This window comes from Ruegeria sp. CDSA077, assembly GCF_059612265.1.
The window spans coordinates 177772-203763 of record NZ_JBXWQG010000005.1 but is presented as its reverse complement, the minus strand read 5'-3'; the positions used below and the strand labels follow the sequence as shown (position 1 = coordinate 203763).

Below are 25992 nucleotides of genomic sequence, written 5' to 3'. Positions count from 1 at the left end.
CAGTGTGTCCCAAGCGCCTCAGCAGCGCCGGTGAAGGGGGTTCTAAGCATTACAAACATACACCGCAAGCGGAAAATTCCCGAAACTCGCGAAAATCTTCAGAACTATTATTTAATGAAATAAAACAAATACTTACAAATACTACCAGGCCCAAATACGGCGACCAACCGCCAAAATGCGTACGGAAAATTGTGTTTCGCACAGGCTTACCGAGAGACTCAGGCCGAGTCGGGCGGAATCGCACCCCGGAATCGGCTCATCAGGGTCGAGATCGGTAGGCGCAAAGCAAGCAAAGCCAAAATCACGGACAAATAGATCAAGGGTTCGATCTGAAATCCTTTGGCCTGCATTACATAATGCACGCCCCCCAGAACTGCTGCCGGATAGACCAAACGCTGAAGCGCGCGCCAGCCCGGGCCAAGCTGCCGTACTGAAAAGTTGTTCGACGTCACGGCCAGTGGCAGCGTCAGAACAAATGCCGCCATACCCACAGTTATATAGGGGCGCTTCAGGATGTCCGCCCAGATCTGCCCGGGGGCCTGCACATCCAATACCAGCCAAACCAAAAGATGCAGACTGATATATATAAATGTCAAAACGCCCAGCGCCCGCCTGAACTTGATCAGGTTCACGCCGACAAACCTGCGCAGGGGCGATATAGCCAGAACAACAATCAAAAACTGCAATGCCAGTTTGCCGTACTTATGCTCTAGAGCCTCAATCGGGTCGGCACCCAAACCTCCGGTCAGCCCTTGATAGAACAGCCAGGGTGCCGGCAGGACCCCCAGCAAATAGACGGCCCAAACAGGGATCCGACGGAATATCTGGTTCAGCGCGCTCATACTCTCAATAATGCTTGGACAGATCCATGCCTTCGTAAAGCCCGGCGACCTCGTCCTCGTAGCCATTGAACATGAGCGTCGGGATGCGCTTGGCAAACAGCCCACCGCCGATTTGACGCTCCGAGGCCTGCGACCAGCGCGGGTGATCCACATTGGGGTTCACGTTACTATAGAAACCATATTCGCGCGGACCGGCCATGTTCCAGCTTGTCGGTGGCTCAACATCTGACACCGTAATGCGAACGATCGACTTGATGGATTTGAACCCGTATTTCCACGGAACCACCAGACGCAACGGTGCGCCGTTCTGGTTCGGGATCGGCCGGCCATAAATACCAGTGGCCATCAGGGTCAGCGGGTGCATTGCTTCGTCCAGCCGCAGACCTTCACGGTACGGCCAGTCCAGAACCGGATACTGAACACCCGGCATTTCATCTGGACGATAAGCGGTTTCAAAGGCCACGTATTTGGCGCCATCCTGAATACCGGCCATGTTCAGCAGGTCGGCCAGTTCAAACCCGTTCCAGGGGATCACCATCGACCAAGCCTCGACACAGCGAAACCGGTATATCCGTTCTTCGACGGTCATTTCGGACAGGATGTCCTTGAAATTGTAATCGCCGGGCTTGTCCACCAGACCGTCAATCTTGATGCTCCACGGCTCAGTAACAAGAGTATAGGCGTATTTTGCAGGATCTTCTTTCCGCGTACCAAACTCGTAATAATTGTTATAACCGGTGATCTCTTCCCAGGTATTCGGCTCCAGCGCCTCTTGCGCGGCTGCCCCCTGCGCCAGCCCTGCCAATCCGACACCCGCCATCCCGGCCATCATCTGGCGCCGGTTCAGAAACGCCGCCCGGGGGGTGACGTCGGCATGTGTCAATGTGTTGGTCCAGCGATGCGCCATCTAAGTCTCCGTCTTCATACATCCTCTGAGGTGAGGTAGTCCGCTGATAGCACAGAGCCAAGGAAACAGGCCTCACGATTGAGCGACCAGTTTGTAACGTATCAGGGGGGGTGAGGCTGTTGTCGCGGCACCACCTGTGGTCACCACCTTTACAACGCAGGCCTCAAAAATGCAGGCTGGGCCGCAGGTATTACCAACAAGGGAAAAGATGGACGACCCATCCAACGATTGAAATCCACCAGTGGGAGAAGAAGAATGTGTGACATCTGCGTTATGAATGCCGTCAAAGATCGAATGCTGTCGCGGCGGAGTTTCTTCAAAGCTGCGGCCGCCACGAGCGTTGCGGCTGCGACCACCGGAGCGATTGCACCAGCAGCGCTGGCCGCAGGTCATGGCGGGGTCGAGGACATGACCCATACGCTCAGCCCCGACTTTCCGACCTGGGGAGGCGAACCCGGCATTTCCGCCGAACAGGCGTTCAACTTCGCGGATCACGGCTTTAACCTGTTCAATCTGTCGATCAACGAACATACCGGCACGCATATAGATGCGCCCCTGCATTTTTCCGCGGATGGTATGTCGGTCGATGAGATACCGGTGACTGATCTGGTTGCACCGCTTTGTGTCGTCAATATCGCCGCCCGCGCGGCCGAAGACGCCGACACCCGCGTTACCCCGGACGATCTGAAGGCGTGGATTGCGGCCAACGGAGACATCCCCGACGGCGCTTGCGTGGCGATGCATTCCGGTTGGTCCGGCAAGACCGCCACGGACGGGTTCCGCAATTTCGACGGTGAGGCGCAGCACTATCCCGGGTTTCACGTCGAAGCGGCGCAGATGTTAATGGAAGACACCGGCGCGCGGTCGATTGCGGTGGATACCCTGTCGCTGGATCACGGCATGTCTGCTGATTTCGCGACCCACTATGCCTGGCTGCCCTCGGGTCGGTTTGGCATCGAATGCCTTGCGGGCCTGGATCGGGTTCCGGCCGCGGGGGCCACGCTGGTCATCGGCGCACCGAAACATGCTGGCGGCACCGGAGGTCCGGCACGGATATTCGCGTTGGTCTAAAGCCACGATGCACTAGTGATGCAGCATACCTTCAAAGCACGGACCGATGCCCAAACCCATTGCCGAAATCACGCATCGTTACGATACAGCCGCGCCCCGGTGGCGGGACAAGATGCGCGCGCTTGGGTACTATGATGGCTACCTAGAATTCCTGACCTCGGGATTGCCTGTCGCTGACGACGTGACACATGTGGTCGATATTGGGGCTGGCACTGCGTCCTTCGCCGAGGCCTGGGTAGCGGTCCACGGAAAACCGGCCAGGATAACCTTACTTGAACCCAGCGCGGGGATGATCAGGCAAGGCCAAAAAGCTCTGCGGGCGCGGGGGGTCGAACCAGAACTAGCCCAAGGGGTGCTAGGTAATGTCAATCTAGACCCCGTGAGCGTAGCTCTTGCGGCCCATGTGATTGAACATTGCGCAGATCCGTCCCAAGCCTTGCAAGACATTCACAGACTGCTGCGCCCGGGGGGTCGCCTGTTTTTGGTGGTATCAAAGCCACATTGGTGTAACGCCATCATCTGGTTGCAATGGCGACATAGAACGTTTCAGCGCGCGGAGATCTTAGAGCTGCTAGATGAAGCAGGTTTTGATTGCGAAACGGTCTATTCTTTCCCATCTGGCCCACCCTCTCGGACAAGCCGGGGGTTAGTCGCAAAAAAACGCGGGTAAATTCAAGAATGGACCCACCAGTCAAGCGGGTCCATTCAACAATCAGTTTAGGTTCAATGCACCACGGCATCATCCGGTCGTGGTCGCTCAGACGTGCCCAGCCGATCGCCTATGATCAGGCCCTCGGCCCCGGCGGTGACCGGAATAGACTCGCCATCCTTGATCTCACCCGCCAGCAGCGCCTCGGCCAGCGGGTTCTGCAAGGCGCGTTGGATCACGCGTTTCAGTGGGCGAGCACCGAAGACCGGGTCATAGCCCTCGTTGGCCAGCCATTCCTTAGCCCCGTCGTCCAGAACCAGCTCGATCTTCCGCGCAGCCAGACGTTTTTGCAGGCGTGCCATTTGGATATCGACAATGCCATCCATATCACCCCGTTTCAGGCGGTCGAAGATGATCGTTTCGTCCAGACGGTTCAGGAATTCGGGCCGGAAATGCGCCCGGACCGCATCCATCACATCCCGCCGTGCCTGTGCACTGTCGGCACCGTCGGGCAACTGGCTGAGCGCCTGAGAGCCGAGGTTCGAGGTCAGGATGATCAGCGTCTGCTTGAAGTCCACGGTGCGGCCCTGACCATCGGTTAGCACACCATCATCCAGTACCTGCAACAGCACGTTGAACACATCCGGATGCGCCTTTTCGACCTCGTCGAACAGCACGACTTGATAGGGCCTGCGCCGCACGGCTTCGGTCAGCACACCGCCTTCGTCATAGCCGACATAGCCTGGAGGGGCGCCGATCAGACGGGCAACCGCGTGTTTCTCCATGAACTCGGACATGTCGATGCGCACCATCGCGTTGTCGTCGTCGAACAGGAAGTTCGCCACCGCCTTGGTCAGCTCGGTTTTCCCCACGCCGGTTGGTCCGAGGAACAGGAACGAACCCAGCGGACGGCCTTCGTCGTTCAAACCTGCACGAGCACGGCGCACAGCGTTGGACACGGCGGTCACCGCTGCATCCTGACCGATCACGCGTGAATGCAGATCGTCTTCCATCCGCAGCAGCTTTTCGCGCTCGCCTTCCAGCATCTTCGAGGTCGGGATTCCCGTCCAGCGTTCGACAACGCTTGCAATCTGTTCGGGGCGCACCGTCTCCTCGGCCATCATCTGGCTGCTTTCGGCGTTTTCGGCCTCGGTCAGCTTCTTCTCAAGCTCGGGGATGACGCCATAGGACAGCTCACCTGCCTTGGCGAGGTTGCCTTCGCGTTTGGCGATTTCCAGATCGGCCCGTGCCTTGTCGAGCTGTTCCTTCAGATCGCGCGCACCAGCCAGCTTGTCACGTTCGGCTTGCCACTGTGCAGTCATCTCGGCGGATTGCTCCTGCAGATCGGCCAGATCCTTTTGCAAGGTTTCCAGACGATCCTTCGATGCCGCATCATCTTCGAGCTTCAGCGCCTGCTCCTCGATCTGCATCTGCAGAATCTGACGATCCAGCTGATCGAGTTCCTCAGGCTTGCTGTCCACTTCCATCCGCAAGCGAGCCGACGCTTCATCGACAAGGTCGATAGCTTTATCGGGCAGGAAGCGATCAGTGATGTAGCGATGCGACAGGGTCGCTGCCGACACCAAAGCCGAGTCCGAGATACGCACACCATGGTGCAACTCGTACTTTTCCTTGATACCGCGCAGGATGCTGATCGTGTCCTCGACAGTCGGTTCCTGAACCACAACCGGCTGGAACCGGCGCGCCAAAGCCGCGTCTTTTTCCACGTATTTGCGATACTCATCCAGCGTGGTGGCACCGATACAATGCAGCTCACCCCGGGCAAGCGCAGGCTTGATCAGGTTGGCAGCATCCATCGCGCCGTCGGATTTGCCCGCGCCAACCAGCGTGTGCATCTCATCAATGAACAAGATGATTTCACCGGCGGCTTCGGTCACTTCGGTCAAAACCGCCTTGAGGCGTTCTTCGAATTCACCACGGTATTTCGCACCTGCGATCAGCGCACCCATGTCGAGCGCGAGCAGCTTTTTATCCTTTAGCGATTCCGGCACATCCCCATTGATGATGCGCAGGGCCATACCTTCGGCAATCGCGGTTTTACCCACGCCGGGCTCGCCGATCAGAACGGGGTTGTTCTTGGTGCGGCGCGACAGAACCTGCATCGAGCGGCGGATTTCCTCATCCCGCCCGATAATCGGGTCGATCTTGCCCTCAGCAGCCGCTTCGGTCAGGTCACGCGCGTATTTCTTGAGCGCATCATAGCCCTCTTCTGCCGAGGCGGTGTCAGCGGTGCGCCCTTTGCGGATGTCATTGATGGCTTCGTTCAGTTTCTGCGCCGTCACCGCGCCATCTTCCAAAGCATCCTTGGCTTTGGATTTCACCATGCACAGCGCCATCAGAATACGTTCAACCGGCACGAAACTATCGCCTGCCTTGGTGGCGATCTTTTCAGCTTCATCCAGAACTTTGGCGGTCTGACCATCCAGATAAACCTGGCCCGCATCGCCGCTGACCTTTGGAATTTTGGCCATGGACGCATCCAGTGCGTTAACGACACGGCTGGGCGCTCCGCCTGCGCGGGTGATCAGATTGCTGGCCAGCCCCTGATCATCGTCCATCAAGGCTTTGAGTATATGTTCAGGGGTCAACCTCTGGTGCCCCTCGCGCATCGCAATCGTTTGCGCTGCCTGCACGAAACCTCGTGCCCGCTCGGTGAACTTGTTCAAGTCCATATTTTGCTCCTTCTCTAAGCGCCCTGTTTTGACGCGCCCGCCTGGCAGCGCGCGTCGGTCTGGGCCTCACATTCAATCTGGGAAATATCTTGCCCGGTTCAAGGGGTCTGCCAACAGAATCCAACCTACCGACGCGGCACAGAATAAACTGTATACCCCCCAGTTTTCGCGACAGAACGCGCGCCGTACATATCGACAAGCGATTGCGCCGCATCGCTGCCCGTCGGGCAGGAAACCAGATCGGCGGCGTCATCCAGAAAATCCACGGTAAAGGCGGATTCCCCCGTAACCTGACAGTCATCATCCATCGAACGATAACCGCCAATCAGCCGGAGGTTGTCGTTTGTCGGAGACCTCAGGACTGTATCAGCAGCCTCTTTTTCCAGCGCCATGTCCTGACACCCGGCCAGCATCAGCCCCGCGCAGATTGCGATAGTGGGTTTCGTAAACTGTCTCATTCCGAATTCCGTCCCAGTTGCACAACGCGATAATAGCACAGTCGGAAACCTCTGCCGTGATCTGAATCACGTAAGGCGCGCATGGACAGAAGCGCACGAAACCGTTAGGACGCAGACGTTTGCCAAAAAGGAGCCCCCAATGTCCGATGACCGCCTGATTGTAGCCCTTGATGTCCCCAACGCCCTCGACGGTCTGGCCTTGGCCGAGCGGCTGGGGGACAGTGTCTCATTCTACAAGATCGGCCTGGGAATGCTGACAGGGGGCGGGCTAGCCCTGGCGAACGAGTTAAAGCAGGATCAGGGCAAGCGCATCTTTCTGGACATGAAACTGTTCGACATCGGTAATACGGTGGAAAATGCGGTGCGCGGTCTGGCACAGTTCGATTTGGATTTCCTGACCGTACATGGTGACCCGCACGTGGTGCGGGCCGCCAAAGAGGGTGCGTCTGGCAAAGACCTCAAGATCCTGGCCGTGACCGTCCTGACCTCGTTGAACCGGGATGATCTGGATGCGAGCCTGCTGAAAGCGGGCGATGTCCAGGACCTGGTTGTCGAACGCGCTGCCAAAGCGTTGGAGGCGGGTGCCGATGGCGTCATCGCCAGCCCGCAAGAGGCCGCGCTGATCCGTGCCCTGCCCCAAGCCGAAAACCGCTTGATCGTGACACCCGGCGTTCGGCCCGCCGGTGCCGCGTTGGGAGATCAGAAACGGGTCGCAACCCCGGCAAATGCCATCGGTGATGGTGCCGATCACATTGTCGTCGGGCGCCCAATCTATCAGGCGCAAGACCCTAAAGCCGCCGCAGAAGCGGTGCTTGCAGAGTTAAATTCCTTATCCCGACACTAGGGCAAACCGGCTAAATCAGGCAAAATTTTCGCAAGAACAACCCGCAAACAGTTGACCTAAGGTCACTTTTCGCCCGACCCGCGCCAAATCGTCCCTGTGCCCCAAAACACACATGCAAAACACGAGTTTCCACTGTGTGAACTGGGTTCTATCGAAAAATTCGATTTTGAGAGATTCTAAGTAGGTGATACTCCCCGCGGACCATCTCTTCCTGAGGTCCGTCACCTCCCCCCGCCACTTTGCGGGGGGCCTTCTTTTGGCAGATCTGGTTCCTACCCTCACTGTGCGGGTTTTGCCCGTGGCATGCGAATGATATAGTCACCGAACCTTACGGACCGCATGGAAGACGGGAAAAGAAAATGCCCGGCCTCTGCCGAGATTGCCTGACAGAACTGACGAAAGAACGCCGCTGCCCGGACTGCGGCAGCCCGCGCATCAAAACGCATCCTGAATTGTTTGACCTGTCCATCGCACATATGGATTGCGATGCCTTCTACGCCTCTGTCGAAAAACGGGACAATCCGGAGCTGGCCGACAAACCCGTCATTATCGGGGGCGGCAAGCGCGGTGTTGTGTCTACGGCTTGTTATGTAGCCCGGATTCGCGGCGTCCGTTCTGCAATGCCGATGTTCAAGGCGTTGCAACTATGCCCCGACGCTGTCGTGATCAAACCGCGCATGTCGGTCTATGCCGAGGCTTCGCGCCAAATCAGGTCGATGATGGACGAGCTGACTCCGATTGTTGAACCGCTGTCCCTAGACGAAGCGTTCATGGACCTATCCGGCACGCAACGTCTGCACGGCGCTCCACCCGCCGTCATGCTTGCACGATTGGTCAAGCGGATGAAGGCCGAGTTGGGGCTGACCGGGTCAATCGGGCTGTCACATAACAAGTTTCTGGCCAAGGTCGCATCCGATCTGGACAAGCCGCGCGGATTTTCGGTGATCGGCAAGGAAGAGACATCCGCGTTTCTGAACGACAAGCCAGTGCGCCTGATCTGGGGCATAGGCCCTGCGGCGCAGGAATCGCTGGACCGTGCAGGCATACGCTTGTTCTCGGACCTACTGCGCTGGGATCAAGAGGATCTGACCGCGCGGTTTGGCTCCATGGGCTACCGGCTGTGGCATCTGGCCCGCGGTCAGGACAAGCGCCGGGTTTCGGCACATGAACCGATGAAGTCCATCAGCAACGAAACGACCTTTTTTGAAGATACGGCCAATGCCGACATTCTGGATGGGCACCTTTGGCGGATGGCGGAAAAAGTTTCGGATCGGGCCAAGGCCAAGGGGCTGGCCGGGCGGGTTGTGACGCTCAAACTGAAACGGGCCAATCACAAACTCATTACGCGACGCGTTTCTCTTCGCGATGCCACGCAGATCGCCGATCGGATCCATCGCACAGCACGGGCGCTGTTCGATCAGGTTGGTGATCAGGGCCCCTATCGGCTGTTGGGGTGTGGCCTGTCGGATCTGTGCCCCGAGGATCAGGCGGATATTTCAGGGGATCTGCTGGATCCGGATGCCTCGCGCAGGTCGCAGGCCGAACGCGCCACGGATGAGATTCGCCGCCGCTTTGGGACGGATGCCATCGTCAAAGGACGTGCCCTGCGCTGAGGTTATTCGGCTGCAAGCTGCAGCGATTCACCCCCGATCCGCGTAATATCCATGATGATTTCGCCCAGGGTCTCTTTGAAGGCAGCGAAATTGTCATTCGGCTCGATCCTGCTTTCATCCATATACAGGGATCTGTCGATCTCGATCTGTACAGCATGCTGGTGGCGGCTGGGGCGTCCATAGGTCTGGGTCACATAGGCCCCGGCAAACGGCGTATTTCGGGCCACGCTCAGACCCGCCGAGACGAAAGCGGCCTCTATCTGTTCGACGACCTCTGGCGCTGCAGAGGCACCGAACCGATCCCCCAGCACGATCTCGGGACGTCTGGAATTGACTGTGGACGCAAGGGCCACGGCTTCGTGCGGCATCGAATGACAGTCGATCAGAATCGCCTGCCCGAATTCCTGATGCGATTCTGCCAGCAACGATTTGATCCGGGCATGATAGGGACGCCAACAGGTATCGATTCGCAGACGCGCCTCATCCATGGTCAGCTTACCGCGATAGATTTCTCGACCATTGGCGACCACACGCGGAATCACCCCCAGCCCGGACGCTACCCGCGGGTTATGGCCTTGGCGGCGCGCGCCCTGAATAAGGGCTGGATCCAGCTCTTCTGCGCTGCGGTTCAGATCGACATAGGCGCGTGGCATCATCGCCGAAATCAGTGGCGCACCATGGTCCGCCGCTGATGAAAACAACTGATCCACAAAAGCATCCTCGGAAGAACGAATCACATCTTGGCTGAGAACCGACCGCTTCATCAGCCCATTTGGATAGTTTCGACCGCTATGCGGAGAGGAAAAAACCACACAGGACGTGCGCTTGGCAGGCATATCCAGTAGGTAAGCAGCGTTTTGCATGGCGACTCCTTGTTCGCACCAAACATAGACCGGAAAATAGTTCTACCAAACCCCTTGAACCCTTTTGCGACTCCTTTTATAGACCCCGCTACCGGCGCGGGGTTCCGCGCCCCATTTCGTTATGGGGTTGGCCACGCGACGGTTTCATGGGCGGTTAGCTCAGCGGTAGAGCACTTCGTTGACATCGAAGGGGTCACAAGTTCGATCCTTGTACCGCCCACCATGAACTCACTGCTTCGGATTTCCGGGGCACCCGCAAACCCAGGCGCTGGCCACGTCCTTGATGAAGGCGCCGCAGATTGGAGACAGACCCATGAAGGTCAAGAACTCGCTCCGCTCGCTCAAGAACCGGCACCGTGATTGCCGGGTTGTGCGTCGCAAAGGCCGCGTCTACGTGATCAACAAGACGCAGCGTCGGTTCAAAGCTCGTCAGGGCTAAGAACTGCACATACTGAATTCAAAGAACCGCGCCTTCGGGTGCGGTTTTTTTTGTCCGGCATTTCAACCAGATGTAATGCGGACGGAACTGCAGGAATTCGCTCAGAAAGTTCGGTTCTAAGATTCAACGTTGTGATAGGGCGATCTCGTGCTACGCTTTCCGTGATTTTATGACGGGAGGTCGGATTGGCCAACGATGATCTGGACAAGATATTCGGAACAACTCTGACCGACATGGTAGCCGATATAGGCCGCAGTGTGGCCCAGGCGGCCGAACAGCTTAGCATTGATCAGCTGAAAGCGCTGAAGAACTATCCCCAGGAACTGCGCGATCTTGGCATCCCGCCGGTCTTTTATCACATGCAGGATGTCGATGTGGAACTGAAGGTCGTCATGGAGATGAGCAGTTCCACCGAAGAAGGCCAACGCAGCAGGATTGGCACCTTTATTTTTGGCCCGAAATTGACTCAGACAGACACGCTCGATTCCAAAAGCGCGTCCACGATGCGAATGCGTTTCGCGCCCGGTCCCGTAGATGAGAGCAGATCTTTGGATGGCAATGATGGCAACTAAGAAAGTCAAAGCCCCCAAAAGAGCGCCCATAGATGTCCGCGTCACCGAGATGCCCGAGGCATTCACCACTCTGCTTCAGTCACTTGAAAACCGCATGACGGCAATGGAGGCGCGCGAAGTCGCGCTGCTCGAGACGATCAACGACCTCCAAGAACGGATCGACGATCTGGAAGAAGGCAGCGGCGGCATGTTGATGGGCGCGGGTAACCCGGTGATGAACCCGATGGCCGAGGGCCGCGCGGCAATGGGAGCGGACGATCCTGACACACAGGTCGTCAACGCGCAGGAATTCTCGCAAGCCCTGGGTGAACAGATCCTCGCCGGGTCTGATGGGAGCAGTGATTTCACCATCGACAACGTCAAAGTCGAAGCGGTTGTTGGGTTGGGTCAGGACGGCACCAAAGCCCAAATCGCGACGAATGCCCGAAAGCAGGCGATCAGCCAGAACGCATCCAAAGTCACTTTTTCCGTCAGGAGGCGGACCGCCACGCAAATTATTGAGAAAGACTGAATTAACAGAGGAGATTGGAAATGAGTATCGGGCAGGAACTGCTAAACGTCCCGTTTGCGGAAATGGTTCAAAAGCTTGCGCTTTCCGTTGCCGAGTCGCAGACCGAGTTGGATCGACATTCTACAGATGTCGCCAAATATATGGCCGATCAGAAGATCCAGCTTCCGGACCTGTCCAACCCCAATGGCCCCCCCAAAGAATTCAGTTTGGTTTCCATGGGCTTTCTACCCGCATTCTACGCGGTGCAAGAAGCCGAAATTGAGGTCAAAATGGCGATCTCAATGACCAAGCAAACCGAAAAAGCGGGCAGCGCTTCGGTCAAAGGTGGTTGGGGCCCTGTCGCAGCGCAGGTCAATGCCAGCTATTCCTCACGCTATGCTTACAGCCAAGAAGGTGCAAGCAGGCTGACCATCAAACTGGCCCCGGCCGATCCTCCGGTCTTGCTGCAGAAATATATGGAAGCTGTCACACAGGTCATGCTGAAAAAAGAACCGGTGTTGACCGACGACCCAGACCCTGAGCCGGCCCCCGCACCTGTCCCGGACCCGTCTCCACCTGAACCTGAAAAAAGACAGAGAAAGCGCTAAGCAGCATCTCTCGATTTTTCAGTTCTTAAATCAACACGACTAGGTCAGCCATGACGGCGTAGCCAGGATCGGCTTTGCCGACCCTCAGGCCCCGCTGTGCAGTACCACTTGGTCGGGGCCAGCGACATGTTGGCGGTGATTTGACCAACTAATTTTGTCGGAATTTCTTGCATCCCCCTGAGAATCGTTTAATTGACCATTTCAGTCGGGTTATTACCCGCGCCGATTTTCAATGTTGGGACACATGATGCTGAAATCCTCTACCTGCGTTGCCGCCGCCCTGACGGCCCTGATCGCGACCTCTGCCGCTGCCGAGGGCGAACTGAACCTTTATTCTTCGCGCCACTACGACACCGACGAACGCCTCTATTCCGATTTCGAAGAGGCCACTGGTATAACCATCAACCGCATCGAAGGCAAAGCGGACGAGCTGATTGCCCGGATGGAAGCCGAGGGCGCGAACTCACCCGCAGATATCTTGCTGACCGTTGATACCTCGCGTCTGGCGCGTGCCAAGAACGCGGGTATCCTGCAGCCGGTCGAAAGCGCAGTTCTGGAAGAACGTATCCCCGCCAACCTGCAGGACGAAGACAACCAGTGGTATGGCTTTTCGCAGCGCGCGCGGATCATCTTCTTTGACAAGGCCGATGTGACCAACCCGCCCGCGTCTTATCTGGATCTGGCCAAGCCCGAATACAAAGGTTTGGTCTGCATCCGGTCGTCCAGTAACACCTATAACCAGACCCTGCTGGCCTCGATCATCACAAACCACGGTGCGGAAACCGCCAAGACCTGGGCCGAAGGCATGGTCGCGAACATGGCGCGTGAACCACAGGGCGGTGACACTGACCAGCTGCGCGGCATTGTTTCGGGTGAATGCGAGATCGCCGTTTCGAACTCCTACTACTTTGCCCGTGCAATGCGTAAAGACGTCAAAGGCCTGAGCGCTGAGATTGACATGATCGGCGTCCAGTTCCCGGCGCAAGAAGCCGAAGGCGCGCACATGAACCTGTCCGGTGCCGGCGTGGCCGCAAATGCCCCGAACAAGGACAACGCGATCAAGTTCCTGGAATACCTCGCCAGCGATCAGGCGCAGGTCTATTTCTCGAACGGCAATGACGAATTCCCGGCGGTCGAAGGCGTCGCCCTTGCGGATAACGTGGCAGCGCTGGGTGAGTTCAAAGCCGACGAGATCAACCTGTCCGAGGTCGCCAAAAACATCCCCGAGGCACAGAAGATCTTTAACGAGGCCGGCTGGAAGTAATCTTTCATTCTATCGAGCAGAAGGGTGCAGTTTTCTGCGCCCTTTTTCTATTGTGAATTTATGTTTTCTGGTCAATAATCTCATATACGGAAATGATTCCCATATACGAGCCATGCCTGATACCCTATCCGACCGCCTTGCAAACCACCTGAATCAACTTCGCCAAACGCGGGGATGGTCGCTGGATCAGTTGGCGGAACACAGCGGTGTCAGCCGGGCCACCCTGTCGCGCTTGGAAAAGGGGGATGTCAGCCCCACCGCGGAAACTCTGGGCCGGTTAAGTGCCGCCTATGGGCTGCCGATGTCGCGTCTATTGATGATGGTCGAGGACAGTTTCGCCCCCCGCGTTCCCTTCGAAAATCAACCCGAATGGCGCGACCCCGAAACCGGCTTTACCCGCCGATCCGTCTCCCCTCCGGCCGCGGGTCTTGGCGGAGAGGTCATGGAAGGCCATCTGCCCCCAGGCGTTGTGATCACCTATGACACGCCGCCAAAACACGGGCAGGAGCATCACCTGATCATGCTGGACGGTGGCCTGACCCTGACCGTGGATGGAACCGCGCATCATCTGACGAGCGGGGATTGCCTGCGCTATCACCTGTCTGGCCCGACACGGTTCGAAACCCAAGCCGACCGAGGTGCTCGGTACCTGATGGTGCTGATATGATCTTACGACTGGCGGCCAATGATCTGAACCAAGCCCTGAACGATCTGACAGAGATACTGCACGCCTGCGTGCATGACGGGGCGAGTATCGGGTTCATTCAGCCATTTCCGTCGGGTGACGCGCTGCGCTATTGGCAGTCCCATGTCTGGCCAAACATCCAGTCCGGCGCGGCCGAGATATTCGTCTATCGTGATGGCGAACGGATTGTCGGCACCGCACAGCTGGTGCCTGCCGCGATACCCAACCAAACGCATCGCGCCGACGTGTCCAAGCTGCTTGTTCATCCCCGCGCGCGACGGCGGGGCATTGGGCGGGCGCTTATGGCGGCGGTTGAGGCGCGGGCACGCGAACTGGGGCGGTCCCTTTTGGTGCTGGACACGCGCAGCACGGACCCGTCGCTCCTCCTCTATCAAAGCCTTGGGTTTGAAATTGCCGGAGAGATTCCGAACTACTGCCGCAGCCCGGAAAATGATCGGCTGGAACCAACAACCTTCATGTTCAAAGACCTTAGCTGAGAGGGCGATCAGTCCACGGTGCTAACGGCAGTATAAAGCCGCCGAAACCGCCCCAGGCGTTCAAATAACGCATGCATTTCTACAGGCTCGAACCTGTCCGTCGTCGCAGGTTGCTCGGCCAGATCAGCTATGGTCAGCGCACCGTCAGCACAGGCCGCCAGCCGGGCGGCGCCATAGGCCGGGCCGGACTCCGCCCCCACTGAACGCACTATGGGCTTCTCGGTTACAGCTGAAATCAGACCCAGCAACAGATCAGATCGACTGCCCCCGCCAATCGCTGCAAGCTCTGGCAAACTGTCAATGGTGTCGCCAAAACTCTGTGCCGCATCAGCAAAACAAAAGGCGATTGCCTCGACCACCGAGCGGCAGATCTCGGCACGCGTTGTAGCGTCCTCAAGGCCAAAGAAACAGGCTCGAATATGCGGGTCCCCCAGGGGGCTGCGCTCACCTGTCAGATAGGGCAGGAAAATGGGCACGCGATCACCGCTGACGGTTTCAGCAAGCCCGACAACCTCGGCAGCGGACAGCCCCAGCTGATCACCAATCCACGAAATGGGCCTTGCCCCGTTCAGCATCGCCGCCATTTGATACCAGCGGTCGGGCAATGTATGCGCAAACGCATGGACATAGCGTTCGGGGTTGGGCTTGTATTTACGATCCGCAACAAACAACTGTCCGGATGTCCCCAACGAGATAAACCCACGTCCAGGTTCGGTTGCGCCCAATGACACCGCACCGGTTGCCGCATCCCCACCTCCGGCCACGACGGGCACGCCGGAGTTCAATCCGGTCTCAACTGCAGCCTGCGTTGTTACCGTGCCAACGACATTGTGGCCGTCGAACACCTGCGGCAGCCAGTCAACAGCGACATCCGTGGCTTCCGCCATTCCGGTATGCCAGCGGCGTGAAGCCTGGTCGAGCCACATTGTTCCTGCGGCATCGGAAGTATCGGTTGCCAGCTCTCCATGCAGGCGTAGGCCGACATAATCCTTGGGTAGCAGGATATGGGAGAGTCGGGCAAAATTGTGCGGTTCATGCCGTTTCAGCCAAGCAATCTTGGGCGCCGTAAAGCCGGGCAAGGGCAAGACGCCTGCGATGTGACCAACCTGCGGCTGTGCCGCGCGAATGTCGTCGCATTCGCGGACCGCGCGGCTGTCATTCCACAGAATCGCCGGACGGATAGGGCATTGGTCGCGGTCCAACAGCACAGCCCCGTGCATCTGCCCCGACAATCCGACTGCTTTCACATCCGACAGGGAGATTTCGCCAGCAAGCAGGCCCAACGCATCGCGCGTCGCCTGCCACCAAATCTCCGGGTTCTGCTCGGACCAGCCGGGCTGTGGCGACGACGTTCCGATGCTGACTGACGAGGTCGCAAGAAGTCGGCCGGCATCCGCGCAGACAAGTTTGACCGCTGACGTTCCGATGTCGATCCCAAGATACATTCACACCCCTTGCCTTGCATAATTCCGATATCACCGGCCAGGCTATTGATTTTTTTTGCGCGCGCAAAGAATATGTAAAACTATGATAAGATCAAGGTGGACGAACAGACTGGCATGACGAAGATCAGGAACATGGAAGAGTTTGCGGCCCTCAGCGGCATCTCTCGGCCCACCGTATCGAAGTATTTTCAGGATCCGGACAGCGTTCGACCCACAACACGGCTCCGCATCGAAGAGGCGCTTGAGCGCTTCGACTATCGCCCCAACATCTATGCGGTGAACCAGAACCGAAAGCTGACCAAGAATATCGGCATCGTGGTTCCCTATCTTGCCGATCCGTTCTTTGCCGAAATCGCACGCTATCTTGAACAAAGCTGTATTGCTGCGGGGTATCGCCCGTCCCTGTTTAGCTCGCATGGCGATCCCAAGCTGGAAAACGAAATTCTCGACGGCCTGAAATCCATGAAGCCCGCCGGAGTGCTGTTGGCACCTTTGGGGCGCACCTCGGATCGGACGGCGATCGAGAAATTCTGCGCCAATGTTCCAACAGTCCTGTTTGACAGCAATCTTGAAGGTTTGGGTGCAGCCTTTATTGGATCGGACAATTTCAGTTTTGTTTCGCAGACAGTCGAATACATGACCCGCACCGGCGAACCGCCTTCATTCTTCGAAATGCGCACCCCCGCCAACCCAAACGCCAACAAGCGACGGAAGGCCTATATCGAAGTGATGGAGCGCCTTGGGTTCGATCCTCATATCATCAAAGTCGACGGCAAGGGTTGGGCATTTGAGGAAATCGGTCACAGGGGGGCGCTGAAAGTTCTGTCAGATCGCGAGCTGAGGACGGACTCGGTCTTGTGCAGCAACGACCGTTTGGCCATCGGCTTTCTTGCTGCTTGCTATGAACAGGGGATTCGGGTCGGTCGCAAAGACGATTCTACGCTGCGCTTGGCCTCAAATGATGACCATCCCTTTGCAAAATTCACATGCCCATCCCTGACTACAGCAGCACATGATTATGACAACGTAGCCGGGCGCAGTGTGGAGACTTTGTTTGAACTCATTGAAAACGGGGGGAAATTTGACACTCGAACCGAGACTCTTTTCCCCGCAAGGTTGGTTTTAAGGGATTCCGCGTGACTTCAAATTTTTAACGCGCGTAAAGTTTTTATTGACGGCGCGACAATTTTAAAACTACCCTCTCTGCACGACATCCAAGCTCAGGGAGGACAGGGATGTATCTCAAGAACGCACTTCGTGCGGCGACAGCAATGACTTTCGTCGCCACGACAGCAGCCCAAGCGGATACCTTAACAATAGCGACCGTGAACAACGGCGACATGATCCGGATGCAGGGCTATACCGATAAATTCACCGAAGCGACCGGCATCGATGTCGAGTGGGTTACGTTGGAAGAAAACGTGCTGCGCCAGCGCGTGACAACGGATATCACCACCAAAGGTGGCCAATTCGACATCATGACCATCGGTATGTACGAGACGCCGATCTGGGGCGCGAACGGCTGGTTGGTTCCCCTGGACGGGCTGTCGGATGAATACGACGTAGGTGACATCCTGCCCGCCATGTCAGGCGGCCTTAGCCATGATGGAACGCTCTACGCGGCTCCGTTCTACGGCGAAAGCTCGATGATCATGTATCGCACTGACCTGATGGAAAAAGCGGGTATGGAAATGCCGGACGCTCCGACTTGGGAGTTCATCCGCGAAGCGGCTGCTGCGATGACCGATCGCGACGCTGATATCAACGGAATCTGCCTGCGCGGCAAGGCCGGTTGGGGCGAAGGCGGTGCTTTCATCACAGCGATGTCCAATTCCTTTGGTGCGCGCTGGTTTGATGAAGATTGGAAGCCGCAGTTCGATCAGCCTGAATGGGCTGACACGTTGAACTTCTACGTAGGTATGATGAACGAGTCCGGCCCCGCAGGTTACGCCACTAACGGATTTAACGAAAACCTGTCGTTGTTCCAGCAGGGCAAATGCGGCATGTGGATCGACGCAACGGTCGCGGCTTCTTTCGTGACCAACCCGACAGACTCTACAGTCGCGGATAGCGTTGGCTTTGCACTTGCACCCGACACTGGGCTTGGCAAGCGCTCGAATTGGTTGTGGGCGTGGGCTCTGGCAATTCCGGCTGGTACGGAACAGGCAGACTCGGCCAAACAGTTCATCGAGTGGGCGACATCCAAAGACTACATCGAACTCGTAGCCGAAAACGAAGGTTGGGCCAACGTGCCTCCGGGCGCACGTACGTCACTGTACGAGAATCCGGATTATCAGGCGGTTCCGTTCGCCAAGATGACGTTGGACTCGATCCTGTCGGCTGATCCGAACAATCCGACTGTAAAGCCAGTGCCTTACGTTGGTATTCAGTTTGCAGCGATCCCGGAATTCGCAGGGATCGCCACGCAGGTGAGCCAGGAGTTCTCGGCAGTTTATGCCGGGCAGCAAACGGTAGAAGAAGCTCTTGCCAAAGCGCAAGCCTTCACTGCCGAAGAAATGGAAGCCGCAGGCTACTAAGGCCTCCTTCCCAGCGGGTGGACAGAGGTCTGTCCCCCGCTTCACCCTTCCACAACTCGCGTTTTTCTCGCAGGCTGAGCTATGCCTGAACAGAGAGGTTTTGCGTCATGGCTACTCAACATTCCCGATCAGTTGCACGCCTGATGATGGCACCTGCAGTGATCCTGCTTCTTGGCTGGATGCTCGTGCCTCTGACGATGACGCTGTATTTTTCCTTCAAGAAATACCTGCCCCTGCGCGGCGGTGATCTGGGATGGGTCGGCTTGGACAACTACGTCCGGTTCGTCTCCTCCAGTTCCTTCTGGCCCGCGGTTCAGGCCACGCTGATGATCGTCGGCGGCGTGCTTGCCATCACGGTCGTTCTGGGCATCCTTCTGGCAATGCTGCTGGATCAGCCGATGTGGGGCCAAGGCGTTGTCCGCATCCTAGTGATCGCACCGTTCTTTGTGATGCCGACCGTTTCCGCATTGGTCTGGAAGAACATGTTCATGGACCCGGTCAATGGCCTGCTGGCCCATTTGTGGCGCTTTTTCGGGGCTGAGCCAGTTTCCTGGCTATCCGAGGCGTCGATGACGTCAATCATCATGATCGTATCGTGGCAATGGCTGCCGTTTGCGACGCTGATCTTGCTGACTGCGATCCAGTCGCTGGACAGTGAACAGTTGGAGGCCGCAGAAATGGACGGCGCGCCACCGCTCAAGCGCTTTTACCATATCATCCTGCCGCATCTAAGCCGCGCGATTACCATCGTGATCCTGATCCAGACCATTTTCCTGCTGTCAATCTTCGCCGAAATCTTCGTAACCACCGGCGGCGCCTTCGGCACCCGTACACTCACCTACCTGATCTTCCAGCGCGTGCTAGAGGGCCAGAACGTCGGCCTTGGATCAGCCGGAGGTGTCTATGCAATCATCCTTGCCAATATCGTTGCGATCTTCCTGATGCGCATCGTCGGCAAGAACCTGGACGCGTGAGGAGGTAACGATATGAGCCGCTCAGTTACACCCCGTCGCAAGTCGCTTAACACCGCCCTGGCATGGGCCGTTGGGCTGCTGATCTTTTTCCCGATCCTCTGGACCATCCTGACCAGCTTCAAAACCGAAGCACAGGCCATCGCCAGCCCGCCGCTGTTTCTGAACTTTGACTGGACGCTGGAAAACTATGCCATCGTTCAGGAACGCTCGGACTATATGCGGTTCCTGTGGAATTCGGTCATCATCGCGGGTGGTTCGACCATATTGGGCGTGATCATCGCGGTGCCCGCCGCCTGGGCGATGGCCTTTGTGCCGTCAAAACGCACCAAGGACATCCTGCTGTGGATGCTGTCCACCAAGATGCTGCCTGCGGTCGGTGTTCTATACCCGATCTACCTGCTGTTCATCCGGCTTGGGCTTTTGGACAGCCGCGCGGGTCTGGTTGTGGTTCTGATGCTGATCAACCTGCCGATCATTGTCTGGATGCTGTACACCTATTTCCGCGAAATCCCCGGCGAGATCCTTGAAGCCGCCCGCATGGACGGGGCAACGCTGAAAGAGGAAATCCTCTATGTGCTGACGCCCATGGCGGTGCCCGGTATCGCCTCGACCATCCTGTTGAACTTTATCCTCGCCTGGAACGAGGCGTTCTGGACCCTCAACCTGACCGCAGTCGACGCGGCACCGCTGACGGCCTTCATCGCCAGCTATTCCAGCCCCGAGGGCCTGTTCTTTGCCAAACTCAGCGCGGCATCGACCATGGCAATCGCACCAATCCTGATCCTTGGCTGGTTCAGCCAGAAACAACTTGTCCGCGGCCTGACCTTCGGCGCCGTGAAATAAGGAAAACTCCGCATGGGACGCATTCAACTCAAATCCGTGACCAAGAAATTTGGCGACGTTGAAGTCATTCCGCCGCTGGACCTGACCATTCAAGATGGCGAGTTCACTGTCTTCGTCGGCCCCTCGGGCTGCGGCAAGTCCACCTTGTTGCGGCTGATTGCCGGGCTGGAGGATATCACCTCGGGCAATATCGACATTGACGGGGCGGATGCCACCGATGTGCCGCCCGCAAAGCGCGGTCTGGCGATGGTGTTCCAGTCCTACGCGCTGTACCCGCATATGACGGTGCGCAAGAACATCGCGTTCCCGCTACGCATGGCCAAGCTGGACCAGGCCGAGATTGACCGCCGCGTAGAAGGCGCTGCTGATGTTCTGAACCTGACCGATTACCTGGATCGCAGACCGGGCCAACTGTCCGGCGGTCAACGCCAGCGCGTTGCCATTGGCCGCGCCATCGTACGTGAGCCTGCGGCGTTTCTGTTTGACGAGCCACTCTCGAACCTCGACGCCGCCTTGCGCGTTGGAATGCGGCTCGAAATCAGCGAGCTGCATAAGCGTCTTGCAACCACGATGATCTATGTGACCCACGACCAGGTCGAGGCGATGACGATGGCCGACAAGATCGTCGTGCTGCAGGCCGGTGTGATCGAACAGGTGGGCAGCCCGCTCGAGCTGTATAAGACTCCGCGAAACTTGTTTGTCGCGGGCTTTATCGGCTCACCCAAAATGAACTTCATCGCGGGCGAAGAAGCCGCGAAACATGACGCCCATACGATCGGGGTCCGCCCCGAGCATCTGGAAGTATCCGACAGCTCCGGCACCTGGTCCGGGGTGGTTGGGGTTTCCGAACATCTGGGCTCGGACACGTTCTTCCACATTCACGAAACCGGCCTTGCGGACACGATCACCGTACGAGCGGGGGGTGAAGTTGGCTTCAACCACGGCGACCGTATCTATCTGACGCCACGCGCGGATGTGATCCATCGGTTTGACGCAAAGGGCCTGCGGATCGAATGACACGTCTGGTCGGTAAAACCGCCCTGATTACCGGGGCCGCGCGTGGCATCGGACTGGCCTTTGCCAAAGCCTATGTTGCCGAAGGGGCCCGTGTCGCGTTGGCCGACATTGACGGCGCGCGCGTGCAAGCCGCGGCCGCCGAAATCGGTGAGGCCGCTTTGGCTATCGAGATGGATGTGACCAACCAGCAGAGCATCGATGCCGCGGTGGCAAAGACGGCTTCACATTTCGGTCCCATCGACATTCTGATCAATAACGCTGCCATCTTTACCGCAGCACCCATCATCGAAATCGAGCGCACCGACTATAACCGCGTCTTTGACATCAATGTCTCGGGCGCCTTGTTCACGATGCAGGCCGTCGCGCGCCACATGATCGAACACGGGACCAAAGGCCGGATCATCAACATGGCATCGCAAGCCGGACGACGGGGCGAGCCTCTGGTCGCCGTCTATTGCGCAAGCAAAGCCGCTATCATTTCGCTTACCCAATCTGCAGGGCTGAACCTGATCCAACACGGCATCAACGTAAATGCCATTGCTCCGGGGGTTGTCGATGGCGAACACTGGGATGGTGTGGACGCCTTTTTTGCAAAGCATGAGGGCAAAGAGCCCGGGCAGAAGAAACGCGAAGTAGCCGCAGCGGTGCCGCACGGTCGGATGGGCCGTGCCGAGGACCTGACCGGAATGGCCGTGTTTCTGGCCTCAGACGAGGCGCAGTATATCGTCGCGCAAACCTATAATGTCGACGGCGGGAACTGGATGAGCTGATGACCCCACTGACGAACGCAAATCCCGCGATACGGCTACGGCGCGACAACCTTGCAAACTTGCCTGAGGCTGTCAGGACACCGAATTACCTGCCCACAGACCTGAAACCCGGCATCGTCCATATCGGGCTGGGCAATTTTCACCGCGCGCATCAGGCCTGGTATATCCACCAGTTGATGCAACAGAGCCAAGCACTGGACTGGGCGATCATCGGGGCCGGTGTCCGCAGCTATGATGCCGAAATGCGAGAGAGGTTGCTGGCGCAGGACTGTCTGACAACACTGATCGAGCTGGACCCAAAGGGAATATCCGCCGAAATTGTCGGAGCCATGATCGACTACCTGCCAATCGAAGAGGGCAATGCGACGCTGATCCGGCAGATGGCCGATCCGTCCATCCGGATTGTGTCGCTTACAGTGACCGAGGGCGGCTATTTTCTGGACGCCAATACCGGCGCGTTCAACGCCGATCACGAAGACATTCGATACGATGCCGCCCATCCAGACCAGCCGCGAACCGCGTTTGGCGCCATTGTTGCAGCTCTTCGACAGCGCAAGAAGGAGGGTTTGAAACCCTTTACCACGCTCAGCTGCGACAACCTTCAGGGCAACGGGGTGATCCTGCGGAACTGCATTGTTGGTTTGGCGCGTATGTCTGACCCGAAACTAGCCACCTGGATCGACCAATATAGCTCATTTCCCAATTCGATGGTGGATTGCATTGTACCCGCTACGACAGAGCAGGTGGTTTCGCAATGCCACGGACTTGGGATCGATGACCGCGTCCCTGTCTCACATGAAAACTTTCGCCAATGGGTGATCGAGGACAAATTTTGCGCAGGGCGTCCACCGCTCGAACAAGTCGGTGTCACACTGACCCATGATGTTCATAGCTATGAGACGATGAAACTGCGTACTTTGAACGGCGGTCATCAGCTGCTTGCGAATGTCGGAGAAATCCTGAACGTCCCGACGATTTCACGATGCATGCAGGACTCTGATATCCTCGCGTTTTTCGCTAAAGTTCAGGCAGAAGAAATCCTCCCGCATGTCGCTGCTGTCCCCGGCGCTAAACCAAGTGAATATCTTGATCTGGTCGAAAAGCGATTTGCAAACACCGCCATCCATGACACCACGCGCCGCGTCGCGTTTGACGGATCCTCACGGCATCCTGGGTTCTTGCTGCCTTCGCTGCGTGACGCAGTTGCCTCGGACCCTGCCCCCAGCGGGCTGGCCCTGGCCGAGGCATTCTGGTGCCGGATGTGTGCAGGCAGGCGCGAGGATGGGTCTGAAATTGCGCCAAACGACCCCCATTGGGACGCTCTTCAGCACATCGCGCTGGCGTCCAGAGATGACCCGAAACTGTGGATCGAGCAGGATCAGTATTACGGCGAGATTGGCCGAGATACCCGCTTTGGTCAGGCCTTTTCTTTTTGGCTGACCAAGATCTGGAGACATGGCAGCCGCGCTGCGATAGCAGACTACGTCGCGCAGACCTCCGCGTCAGAGTAACCGGTCAACACACATGGAGATCAGTCGCGGGCCAAAACCGCGCAGTTCCGTGACGTATCACGTGCAAACGCGGCGCAGGGGTTCTGACACTGCAAATTGGCGCGCACCCATAAAAATTGTAGGTGTTCTCATAACGCTGCATCGCCGCCATTGATTTTACTCACGAAAATTGAAGACTTTTGCGCATAAATTTGCGCGATTTGCCCATAACATTGCGCGGTTCGAGAAACGCGCTCAATTGATGGTAGTCACCACACATCCTCTTCAACTAAAACCGGGCGTTTCTCAATCAAGAGTAAATTCTTACTGGAAATATTCGGCCCGGATCATAGGGAAGCAGTTCTTTCGAGGGCTTGTGATAGATCCTCGCTTCGAGAATGGATATTCCCGTAATTGCCAAGTGAGCGCGTCCAAACCGACGCGCTCACTTTGCTTGGTATTGCTTGTCACTACGGAGTTAAGAGCGATGTATCACTCTGCGGCAACAGCTTTCTCTTCCAGTACCGGGTAGTCGGTGTACCCTTTTTCATTGCCGCCGTAGAGCGTGGTTGGATCGAGCTCATTCAGAGCGGCGCCTTTCTCCAACCGGTTGACAAGATCAGGATTGGAAATAAACGGCCGGCCAAAGGCCACTAGATCGACGGCTCCGGTTTCAACCGCTTCAATCGCCATGTCTCGGTCATAAGCGTTGTTGCCCATTTTCGCACCGTCAAACAACTCATAGAGCGCCTTCAGATCGCCACCTTCCGGAATATCGCGCGGGCCGCCGGTCTGTCCTTCCACGAGATGGAGATAGGCCAGCCCATACCCATTCAGCAATTTGACCGCATGAGTGAATGTCGCCTGCGGGTCGCTGTCGGAGATGTTGTTGGCGTCCGAGAACGGGCTGAGGCGGACACCAACGCGGTCGGCGCCCCACACGTCAACAACTGCGTCCATGACCTCTTTCAGAAACCGTGCTCTGTTCTCGACAGGACCGCCGTATTCGTCTTCACGCTTGTTGGACTCGTCCCTCAGGAACTGATCGATAAGGTATCCGTTGGCTGCATGGACCTCGACACCGTCGAAACCGGCCTCCTTGGCGTTTTCTGCGGCCCTCCGGTAGTCGGCAACGATGCCAGCAATTTCTTCGACGGCCAGAGCCCGCGGCTCAGATGTTTCGACGAACTGCTCACCATCAAAGGTCTTGGCCTTAGCGCCGATCGCAGATGGCGCAACAGGGGCACCGCCATCCGGCTGTAAGCTGGTATGCGAAATCCGGCCCACATGCCAAAGCTGGATCACGATCTTGCCGCCCTCAGCATGGACGGCCTCAGTCACTTTTCTCCAGCCGTCGATCTGTGCTTCGGAATAAATGCCAGGCGTCCAGGCATAGCCTTTGCCTTGGGGCGAGATTTGCGAAGCTTCCGTGATGATCAATCCAGCACCCGCCCGTTGCACGTAGTACTTGGTCTGCAATTCATGGACGCTGTCATCTTCGGCTCTTGCCCGGTTGCGGGTCAGTGGTGCCATGACAACGCGGTTTTTCAGCTCGATTGCACCAGCTTTGATGCCGGAGAACAGTTTTTTATCAGCCATTGCTGCTTCCTTCTTTGGTAAACTTCGTTCAGATATTATTGGACCAATTAGTCCAATATTAGGGTCACTGTCTCTTGTTTGAGTTTGTGTTACGTTTCATGCCCTTATTTTTTGGGGGAGGCCTTATGGCGAAATCACCAACCGGGCTTGTTTCAGGGTTTGTGATATCTGATCCGCGGGAACACCCGCCTTGCGCAAGGCTAGCGTGCCAATTGCAAGGGAGGCAAAGGCGCGTGCCTTGTCGAGTACCTGTCCCGGATCCGAAGGCTCAAGCGTTCTTGCAATAATCTCGTCAATACTCTCCAAATGCTGTCGCCCGAGAGCCGCCACTTCATTGTCATGCGGGGCAAGTTCCGTTAGGCAATTGATCAGCATGCAGCCGTCACGACCGCCTTGCGGGTTCGCCAAAGCTTCCATTATCGCACCAACGGGGTCATTTCCGCCCGCATCTGCAACGTCACGCAGATTTTTCAAACCACGCCTTGAATAGTGCCTGAGGGCTTTGTGAAACAAAGTCTGCTTGTTGACGAACGTTCCATAGAAGCTGGACCGGCTCAAACCCATGGCCTTGGTCAGATCATCCACAGATGCGGTCTCGTAGCCCTTGTGCCAGAATACGCACAAGGCTTTTTCCAAAGCCTCAGCTTCGTCAAAGGCGCGAGGCCTACCCGGGCCTGCGGGTGATTTGATGTCGCCAACTGCGAGAGTTTCTTTGCTCATGAGCAAGATGTGGAATGATTGATCCAGAATTTCAAGGTGGCGGTAGGGAATTTTTGGAATGGTCAGTCCGTATTGTGACCAGAGAAAGGAATTTAGGTCCGT

General features: G+C 57.1%; 26 protein-coding genes and 1 tRNA gene. 19 read left to right on the top strand and 8 right to left on the bottom strand.

The window, feature by feature from the left end; genetic code table 11:
• Positions 1-218: 218 nt before the first annotated feature.
• Together msrQ and msrP are read right to left on the bottom strand one after the other, a co-directional pair.
• Entirely contained in the window at positions 219-842 is a 624-nt protein-coding gene (gene msrQ / locus AC2FLE_RS12910; protein ID WP_271951856.1) for a protein-methionine-sulfoxide reductase heme-binding subunit MsrQ, read from the bottom strand.
• A gap of 4 nt (positions 843-846) precedes the next feature.
• Positions 847-1749 (bottom strand): protein-methionine-sulfoxide reductase catalytic subunit MsrP, encoded by a 903-nt coding sequence (gene msrP, locus AC2FLE_RS12905; protein ID WP_496697487.1) that lies wholly within the window; start codon positions 1747-1749, stop codon positions 847-849.
• Between the two features lie 255 nt (positions 1750-2004).
• On the opposite strand from msrP, the gene AC2FLE_RS12900 reads away from it, so the two are divergent.
• Both AC2FLE_RS12900 and AC2FLE_RS12895 read left to right on the top strand, forming a co-directional pair.
• On the top strand, positions 2005-2820 hold the full coding sequence (locus tag AC2FLE_RS12900) for a cyclase family protein (protein ID WP_271951861.1): 816 nt from the start codon (positions 2005-2007) through the stop codon (positions 2818-2820).
• A 46-nt stretch (positions 2821-2866) separates the two neighbouring features.
• Positions 2867-3490 (top strand): class I SAM-dependent methyltransferase, encoded by a 624-nt coding sequence (locus AC2FLE_RS12895; protein ID WP_496697485.1) that lies wholly within the window; start codon positions 2867-2869, stop codon positions 3488-3490.
• A gap of 53 nt (positions 3491-3543) precedes the next feature.
• Here the strand turns inward: AC2FLE_RS12895 and clpB are convergent, their stop codons facing one another.
• The gene (gene clpB, locus AC2FLE_RS12890; RefSeq protein WP_142639513.1) at positions 3544-6162 is read right to left on the bottom strand and encodes an ATP-dependent chaperone ClpB; all 2619 of its coding nucleotides are present in this window, start codon (positions 6160-6162) and stop codon (positions 3544-3546) included.
• 125 nt (positions 6163-6287) lie between these two features.
• Entirely contained in the window at positions 6288-6620 is a 333-nt protein-coding gene (locus tag AC2FLE_RS12885) for a hypothetical protein (RefSeq protein WP_142639515.1), read from the bottom strand.
• Positions 6621-6759: 139 nt separating this feature from the next.
• Between AC2FLE_RS12885 and pyrF the strand changes: the two genes are divergently transcribed.
• Complete coding sequence (pyrF, locus tag AC2FLE_RS12880; RefSeq protein WP_496697483.1) at positions 6760-7464, top strand: orotidine-5'-phosphate decarboxylase; 705 nt, start codon at positions 6760-6762, stop codon at positions 7462-7464.
• Positions 7465-7823: 359 nt separating this feature from the next.
• On the top strand, positions 7824-9077 hold the full coding sequence (locus AC2FLE_RS12875; protein ID WP_496697481.1) for a DNA polymerase IV: 1254 nt from the start codon (positions 7824-7826) through the stop codon (positions 9075-9077).
• A gap of 2 nt (positions 9078-9079) precedes the next feature.
• Here the strand turns inward: AC2FLE_RS12875 and AC2FLE_RS12870 are convergent, their stop codons facing one another.
• A complete protein-coding gene (locus AC2FLE_RS12870; RefSeq protein ID WP_496697479.1) occupies positions 9080-9940 on the bottom strand; it encodes an N-formylglutamate amidohydrolase in 861 nt (286 codons plus the stop codon).
• Between the two features lie 148 nt (positions 9941-10088).
• Between AC2FLE_RS12870 and AC2FLE_RS12865 the strand changes: the two genes are divergently transcribed.
• The 8 genes from AC2FLE_RS12865 (at position 10089) to AC2FLE_RS12830 (ending at position 14495) form a co-directional block, all read left to right on the top strand.
• Positions 10089-10163 (top strand) — tRNA-Val (locus AC2FLE_RS12865).
• A gap of 90 nt (positions 10164-10253) precedes the next feature.
• Positions 10254-10379 (top strand): type B 50S ribosomal protein L36, encoded by a 126-nt coding sequence (ykgO, locus tag AC2FLE_RS12860; protein WP_008562923.1) that lies wholly within the window; start codon positions 10254-10256, stop codon positions 10377-10379.
• A 185-nt stretch (positions 10380-10564) separates the two neighbouring features.
• The gene (locus tag AC2FLE_RS12855; RefSeq protein WP_271951870.1) at positions 10565-10951 is read left to right on the top strand and encodes a hypothetical protein; all 387 of its coding nucleotides are present in this window, start codon (positions 10565-10567) and stop codon (positions 10949-10951) included.
• Positions 10941-11462, top strand: coding sequence for a hypothetical protein (locus AC2FLE_RS12850; protein WP_142639525.1), 522 nt, complete (start codon positions 10941-10943; stop codon positions 11460-11462). Before AC2FLE_RS12855 ends, AC2FLE_RS12850 begins: the two co-directional genes overlap by 11 nt.
• A gap of 20 nt (positions 11463-11482) precedes the next feature.
• Positions 11483-12049 carry a hypothetical protein gene (locus tag AC2FLE_RS12845; protein ID WP_271951874.1) on the top strand — a complete coding sequence of 189 codons (567 nt, stop codon included), beginning with the start codon at positions 11483-11485 and terminating at the stop codon, positions 12047-12049.
• Positions 12050-12296: 247 nt separating this feature from the next.
• Positions 12297-13313 carry a Fe(3+) ABC transporter substrate-binding protein gene (locus tag AC2FLE_RS12840; RefSeq protein WP_496697476.1) on the top strand — a complete coding sequence of 339 codons (1017 nt, stop codon included), beginning with the start codon at positions 12297-12299 and terminating at the stop codon, positions 13311-13313.
• A gap of 112 nt (positions 13314-13425) precedes the next feature.
• Entirely contained in the window at positions 13426-13980 is a 555-nt protein-coding gene (locus AC2FLE_RS12835) for a helix-turn-helix domain-containing protein (protein ID WP_496697474.1), read from the top strand.
• Positions 13977-14495, top strand: coding sequence for a GNAT family N-acetyltransferase (locus AC2FLE_RS12830; protein WP_496697472.1), 519 nt, complete (start codon positions 13977-13979; stop codon positions 14493-14495). Before AC2FLE_RS12835 ends, AC2FLE_RS12830 begins: the two co-directional genes overlap by 4 nt.
• Positions 14496-14503: 8 nt before the next feature.
• Here AC2FLE_RS12830 and xylB read toward each other — a convergent pair whose 3' ends face one another.
• Entirely contained in the window at positions 14504-15940 is a 1437-nt protein-coding gene (xylB, locus tag AC2FLE_RS12825) for a xylulokinase (protein WP_496697470.1), read from the bottom strand.
• Between the two features lie 114 nt (positions 15941-16054).
• On the opposite strand from xylB, the gene AC2FLE_RS12820 reads away from it, so the two are divergent.
• The 7 genes from AC2FLE_RS12820 to AC2FLE_RS12790 all read left to right on the top strand — a co-directional run bounded on the left by AC2FLE_RS12820 (position 16055) and on the right by AC2FLE_RS12790 (position 23592).
• Complete coding sequence (locus tag AC2FLE_RS12820; RefSeq protein ID WP_142639537.1) at positions 16055-17080, top strand: LacI family DNA-binding transcriptional regulator; 1026 nt, start codon at positions 16055-16057, stop codon at positions 17078-17080.
• A 95-nt stretch (positions 17081-17175) separates the two neighbouring features.
• Positions 17176-18477, top strand: coding sequence for an ABC transporter substrate-binding protein (locus AC2FLE_RS12815; RefSeq protein WP_496697468.1), 1302 nt, complete (start codon positions 17176-17178; stop codon positions 18475-18477).
• Between the two features lie 107 nt (positions 18478-18584).
• Positions 18585-19451, top strand: coding sequence for a carbohydrate ABC transporter permease (locus AC2FLE_RS12810; RefSeq protein ID WP_142639539.1), 867 nt, complete (start codon positions 18585-18587; stop codon positions 19449-19451).
• Between the two features lie 12 nt (positions 19452-19463).
• Positions 19464-20294: a carbohydrate ABC transporter permease gene (locus AC2FLE_RS12805; protein ID WP_142639541.1), complete on the top strand. Its 831-nt coding sequence runs from the start codon at positions 19464-19466 to the stop codon at positions 20292-20294.
• Positions 20295-20306: 12 nt separating this feature from the next.
• On the top strand, positions 20307-21311 hold the full coding sequence (locus AC2FLE_RS12800) for an ABC transporter ATP-binding protein (RefSeq protein WP_142639543.1): 1005 nt from the start codon (positions 20307-20309) through the stop codon (positions 21309-21311).
• Positions 21308-22081: an L-iditol 2-dehydrogenase gene (locus AC2FLE_RS12795; RefSeq protein ID WP_496694124.1), complete on the top strand. Its 774-nt coding sequence runs from the start codon at positions 21308-21310 to the stop codon at positions 22079-22081. Before AC2FLE_RS12800 ends, AC2FLE_RS12795 begins: the two co-directional genes overlap by 4 nt.
• Positions 22081-23592: a mannitol dehydrogenase family protein gene (locus tag AC2FLE_RS12790; protein ID WP_496697465.1), complete on the top strand. Its 1512-nt coding sequence runs from the start codon at positions 22081-22083 to the stop codon at positions 23590-23592. The genes AC2FLE_RS12795 and AC2FLE_RS12790 overlap by 1 nt, the downstream gene beginning before the upstream one ends.
• 471 nt (positions 23593-24063) lie before the next feature.
• On the opposite strand, the gene AC2FLE_RS12785 is transcribed toward AC2FLE_RS12790, so the two are convergent.
• Together AC2FLE_RS12785 and AC2FLE_RS12780 are read right to left on the bottom strand one after the other, a co-directional pair.
• A complete protein-coding gene (locus AC2FLE_RS12785) occupies positions 24064-25170 on the bottom strand; it encodes an alkene reductase (RefSeq protein ID WP_496697463.1) in 1107 nt (368 codons plus the stop codon).
• Between the two features lie 123 nt (positions 25171-25293).
• Positions 25294-25890, bottom strand: coding sequence for a TetR/AcrR family transcriptional regulator (locus AC2FLE_RS12780; protein ID WP_496697461.1), 597 nt, complete (start codon positions 25888-25890; stop codon positions 25294-25296).
• Positions 25891-25992 lie beyond the last annotated feature (102 nt).

What these genes read in the sequence shown, in the direction of transcription:
- AC2FLE_RS12840 (WP_496697476.1), top strand. Translation starts at nt 12,297, where the DNA reads ATGCTGAAATCCTCTACCTGCGTTGCCGCCGCCCTGACGGCCCTGATC.
- AC2FLE_RS12850 (WP_142639525.1), top strand. Translation starts at nt 10,941, where the DNA reads ATGGCAACTAAGAAAGTCAAAGCCCCCAAAAGAGCGCCCATAGATGTC.
- AC2FLE_RS12795 (WP_496694124.1), top strand. Translation starts at nt 21,308, where the DNA reads ATGACACGTCTGGTCGGTAAAACCGCCCTGATTACCGGGGCCGCGCGT.
- xylB (WP_496697470.1), bottom strand. Translation starts at nt 15,940, where the DNA reads ATGTATCTTGGGATCGACATCGGAACGTCAGCGGTCAAACTTGTCTGC.
- msrP (WP_496697487.1), bottom strand. Translation starts at nt 1,749, where the DNA reads ATGGCGCATCGCTGGACCAACACATTGACACATGCCGACGTCACCCCC.
- AC2FLE_RS12845 (WP_271951874.1), top strand. Translation starts at nt 11,483, where the DNA reads ATGAGTATCGGGCAGGAACTGCTAAACGTCCCGTTTGCGGAAATGGTT.
- AC2FLE_RS12835 (WP_496697474.1), top strand. Translation starts at nt 13,426, where the DNA reads ATGCCTGATACCCTATCCGACCGCCTTGCAAACCACCTGAATCAACTT.
- AC2FLE_RS12790 (WP_496697465.1), top strand. Translation starts at nt 22,081, where the DNA reads ATGACCCCACTGACGAACGCAAATCCCGCGATACGGCTACGGCGCGAC.
- AC2FLE_RS12900 (WP_271951861.1), top strand. Translation starts at nt 2,005, where the DNA reads ATGTGTGACATCTGCGTTATGAATGCCGTCAAAGATCGAATGCTGTCG.
- AC2FLE_RS12810 (WP_142639539.1), top strand. Translation starts at nt 18,585, where the DNA reads ATGGCTACTCAACATTCCCGATCAGTTGCACGCCTGATGATGGCACCT.
- AC2FLE_RS12870 (WP_496697479.1), bottom strand. Translation starts at nt 9,940, where the DNA reads ATGCAAAACGCTGCTTACCTACTGGATATGCCTGCCAAGCGCACGTCC.
- AC2FLE_RS12875 (WP_496697481.1), top strand. Translation starts at nt 7,824, where the DNA reads ATGCCCGGCCTCTGCCGAGATTGCCTGACAGAACTGACGAAAGAACGC.
- AC2FLE_RS12780 (WP_496697461.1), bottom strand. Translation starts at nt 25,890, where the DNA reads ATGAGCAAAGAAACTCTCGCAGTTGGCGACATCAAATCACCCGCAGGC.
- AC2FLE_RS12805 (WP_142639541.1), top strand. Translation starts at nt 19,464, where the DNA reads ATGAGCCGCTCAGTTACACCCCGTCGCAAGTCGCTTAACACCGCCCTG.
- AC2FLE_RS12885 (WP_142639515.1), bottom strand. Translation starts at nt 6,620, where the DNA reads ATGAGACAGTTTACGAAACCCACTATCGCAATCTGCGCGGGGCTGATG.
- AC2FLE_RS12800 (WP_142639543.1), top strand. Translation starts at nt 20,307, where the DNA reads ATGGGACGCATTCAACTCAAATCCGTGACCAAGAAATTTGGCGACGTT.
- AC2FLE_RS12820 (WP_142639537.1), top strand. Translation starts at nt 16,055, where the DNA reads ATGACGAAGATCAGGAACATGGAAGAGTTTGCGGCCCTCAGCGGCATC.
- pyrF (WP_496697483.1), top strand. Translation starts at nt 6,760, where the DNA reads ATGTCCGATGACCGCCTGATTGTAGCCCTTGATGTCCCCAACGCCCTC.
- AC2FLE_RS12830 (WP_496697472.1), top strand. Translation starts at nt 13,977, where the DNA reads ATGATCTTACGACTGGCGGCCAATGATCTGAACCAAGCCCTGAACGAT.
- ykgO (WP_008562923.1), top strand. Translation starts at nt 10,254, where the DNA reads ATGAAGGTCAAGAACTCGCTCCGCTCGCTCAAGAACCGGCACCGTGAT.
- AC2FLE_RS12895 (WP_496697485.1), top strand. Translation starts at nt 2,867, where the DNA reads ATGCCCAAACCCATTGCCGAAATCACGCATCGTTACGATACAGCCGCG.
- msrQ (WP_271951856.1), bottom strand. Translation starts at nt 842, where the DNA reads ATGAGCGCGCTGAACCAGATATTCCGTCGGATCCCTGTTTGGGCCGTC.
- clpB (WP_142639513.1), bottom strand. Translation starts at nt 6,162, where the DNA reads ATGGACTTGAACAAGTTCACCGAGCGGGCACGAGGTTTCGTGCAGGCA.
- AC2FLE_RS12815 (WP_496697468.1), top strand. Translation starts at nt 17,176, where the DNA reads ATGTATCTCAAGAACGCACTTCGTGCGGCGACAGCAATGACTTTCGTC.
- AC2FLE_RS12785 (WP_496697463.1), bottom strand. Translation starts at nt 25,170, where the DNA reads ATGGCTGATAAAAAACTGTTCTCCGGCATCAAAGCTGGTGCAATCGAG.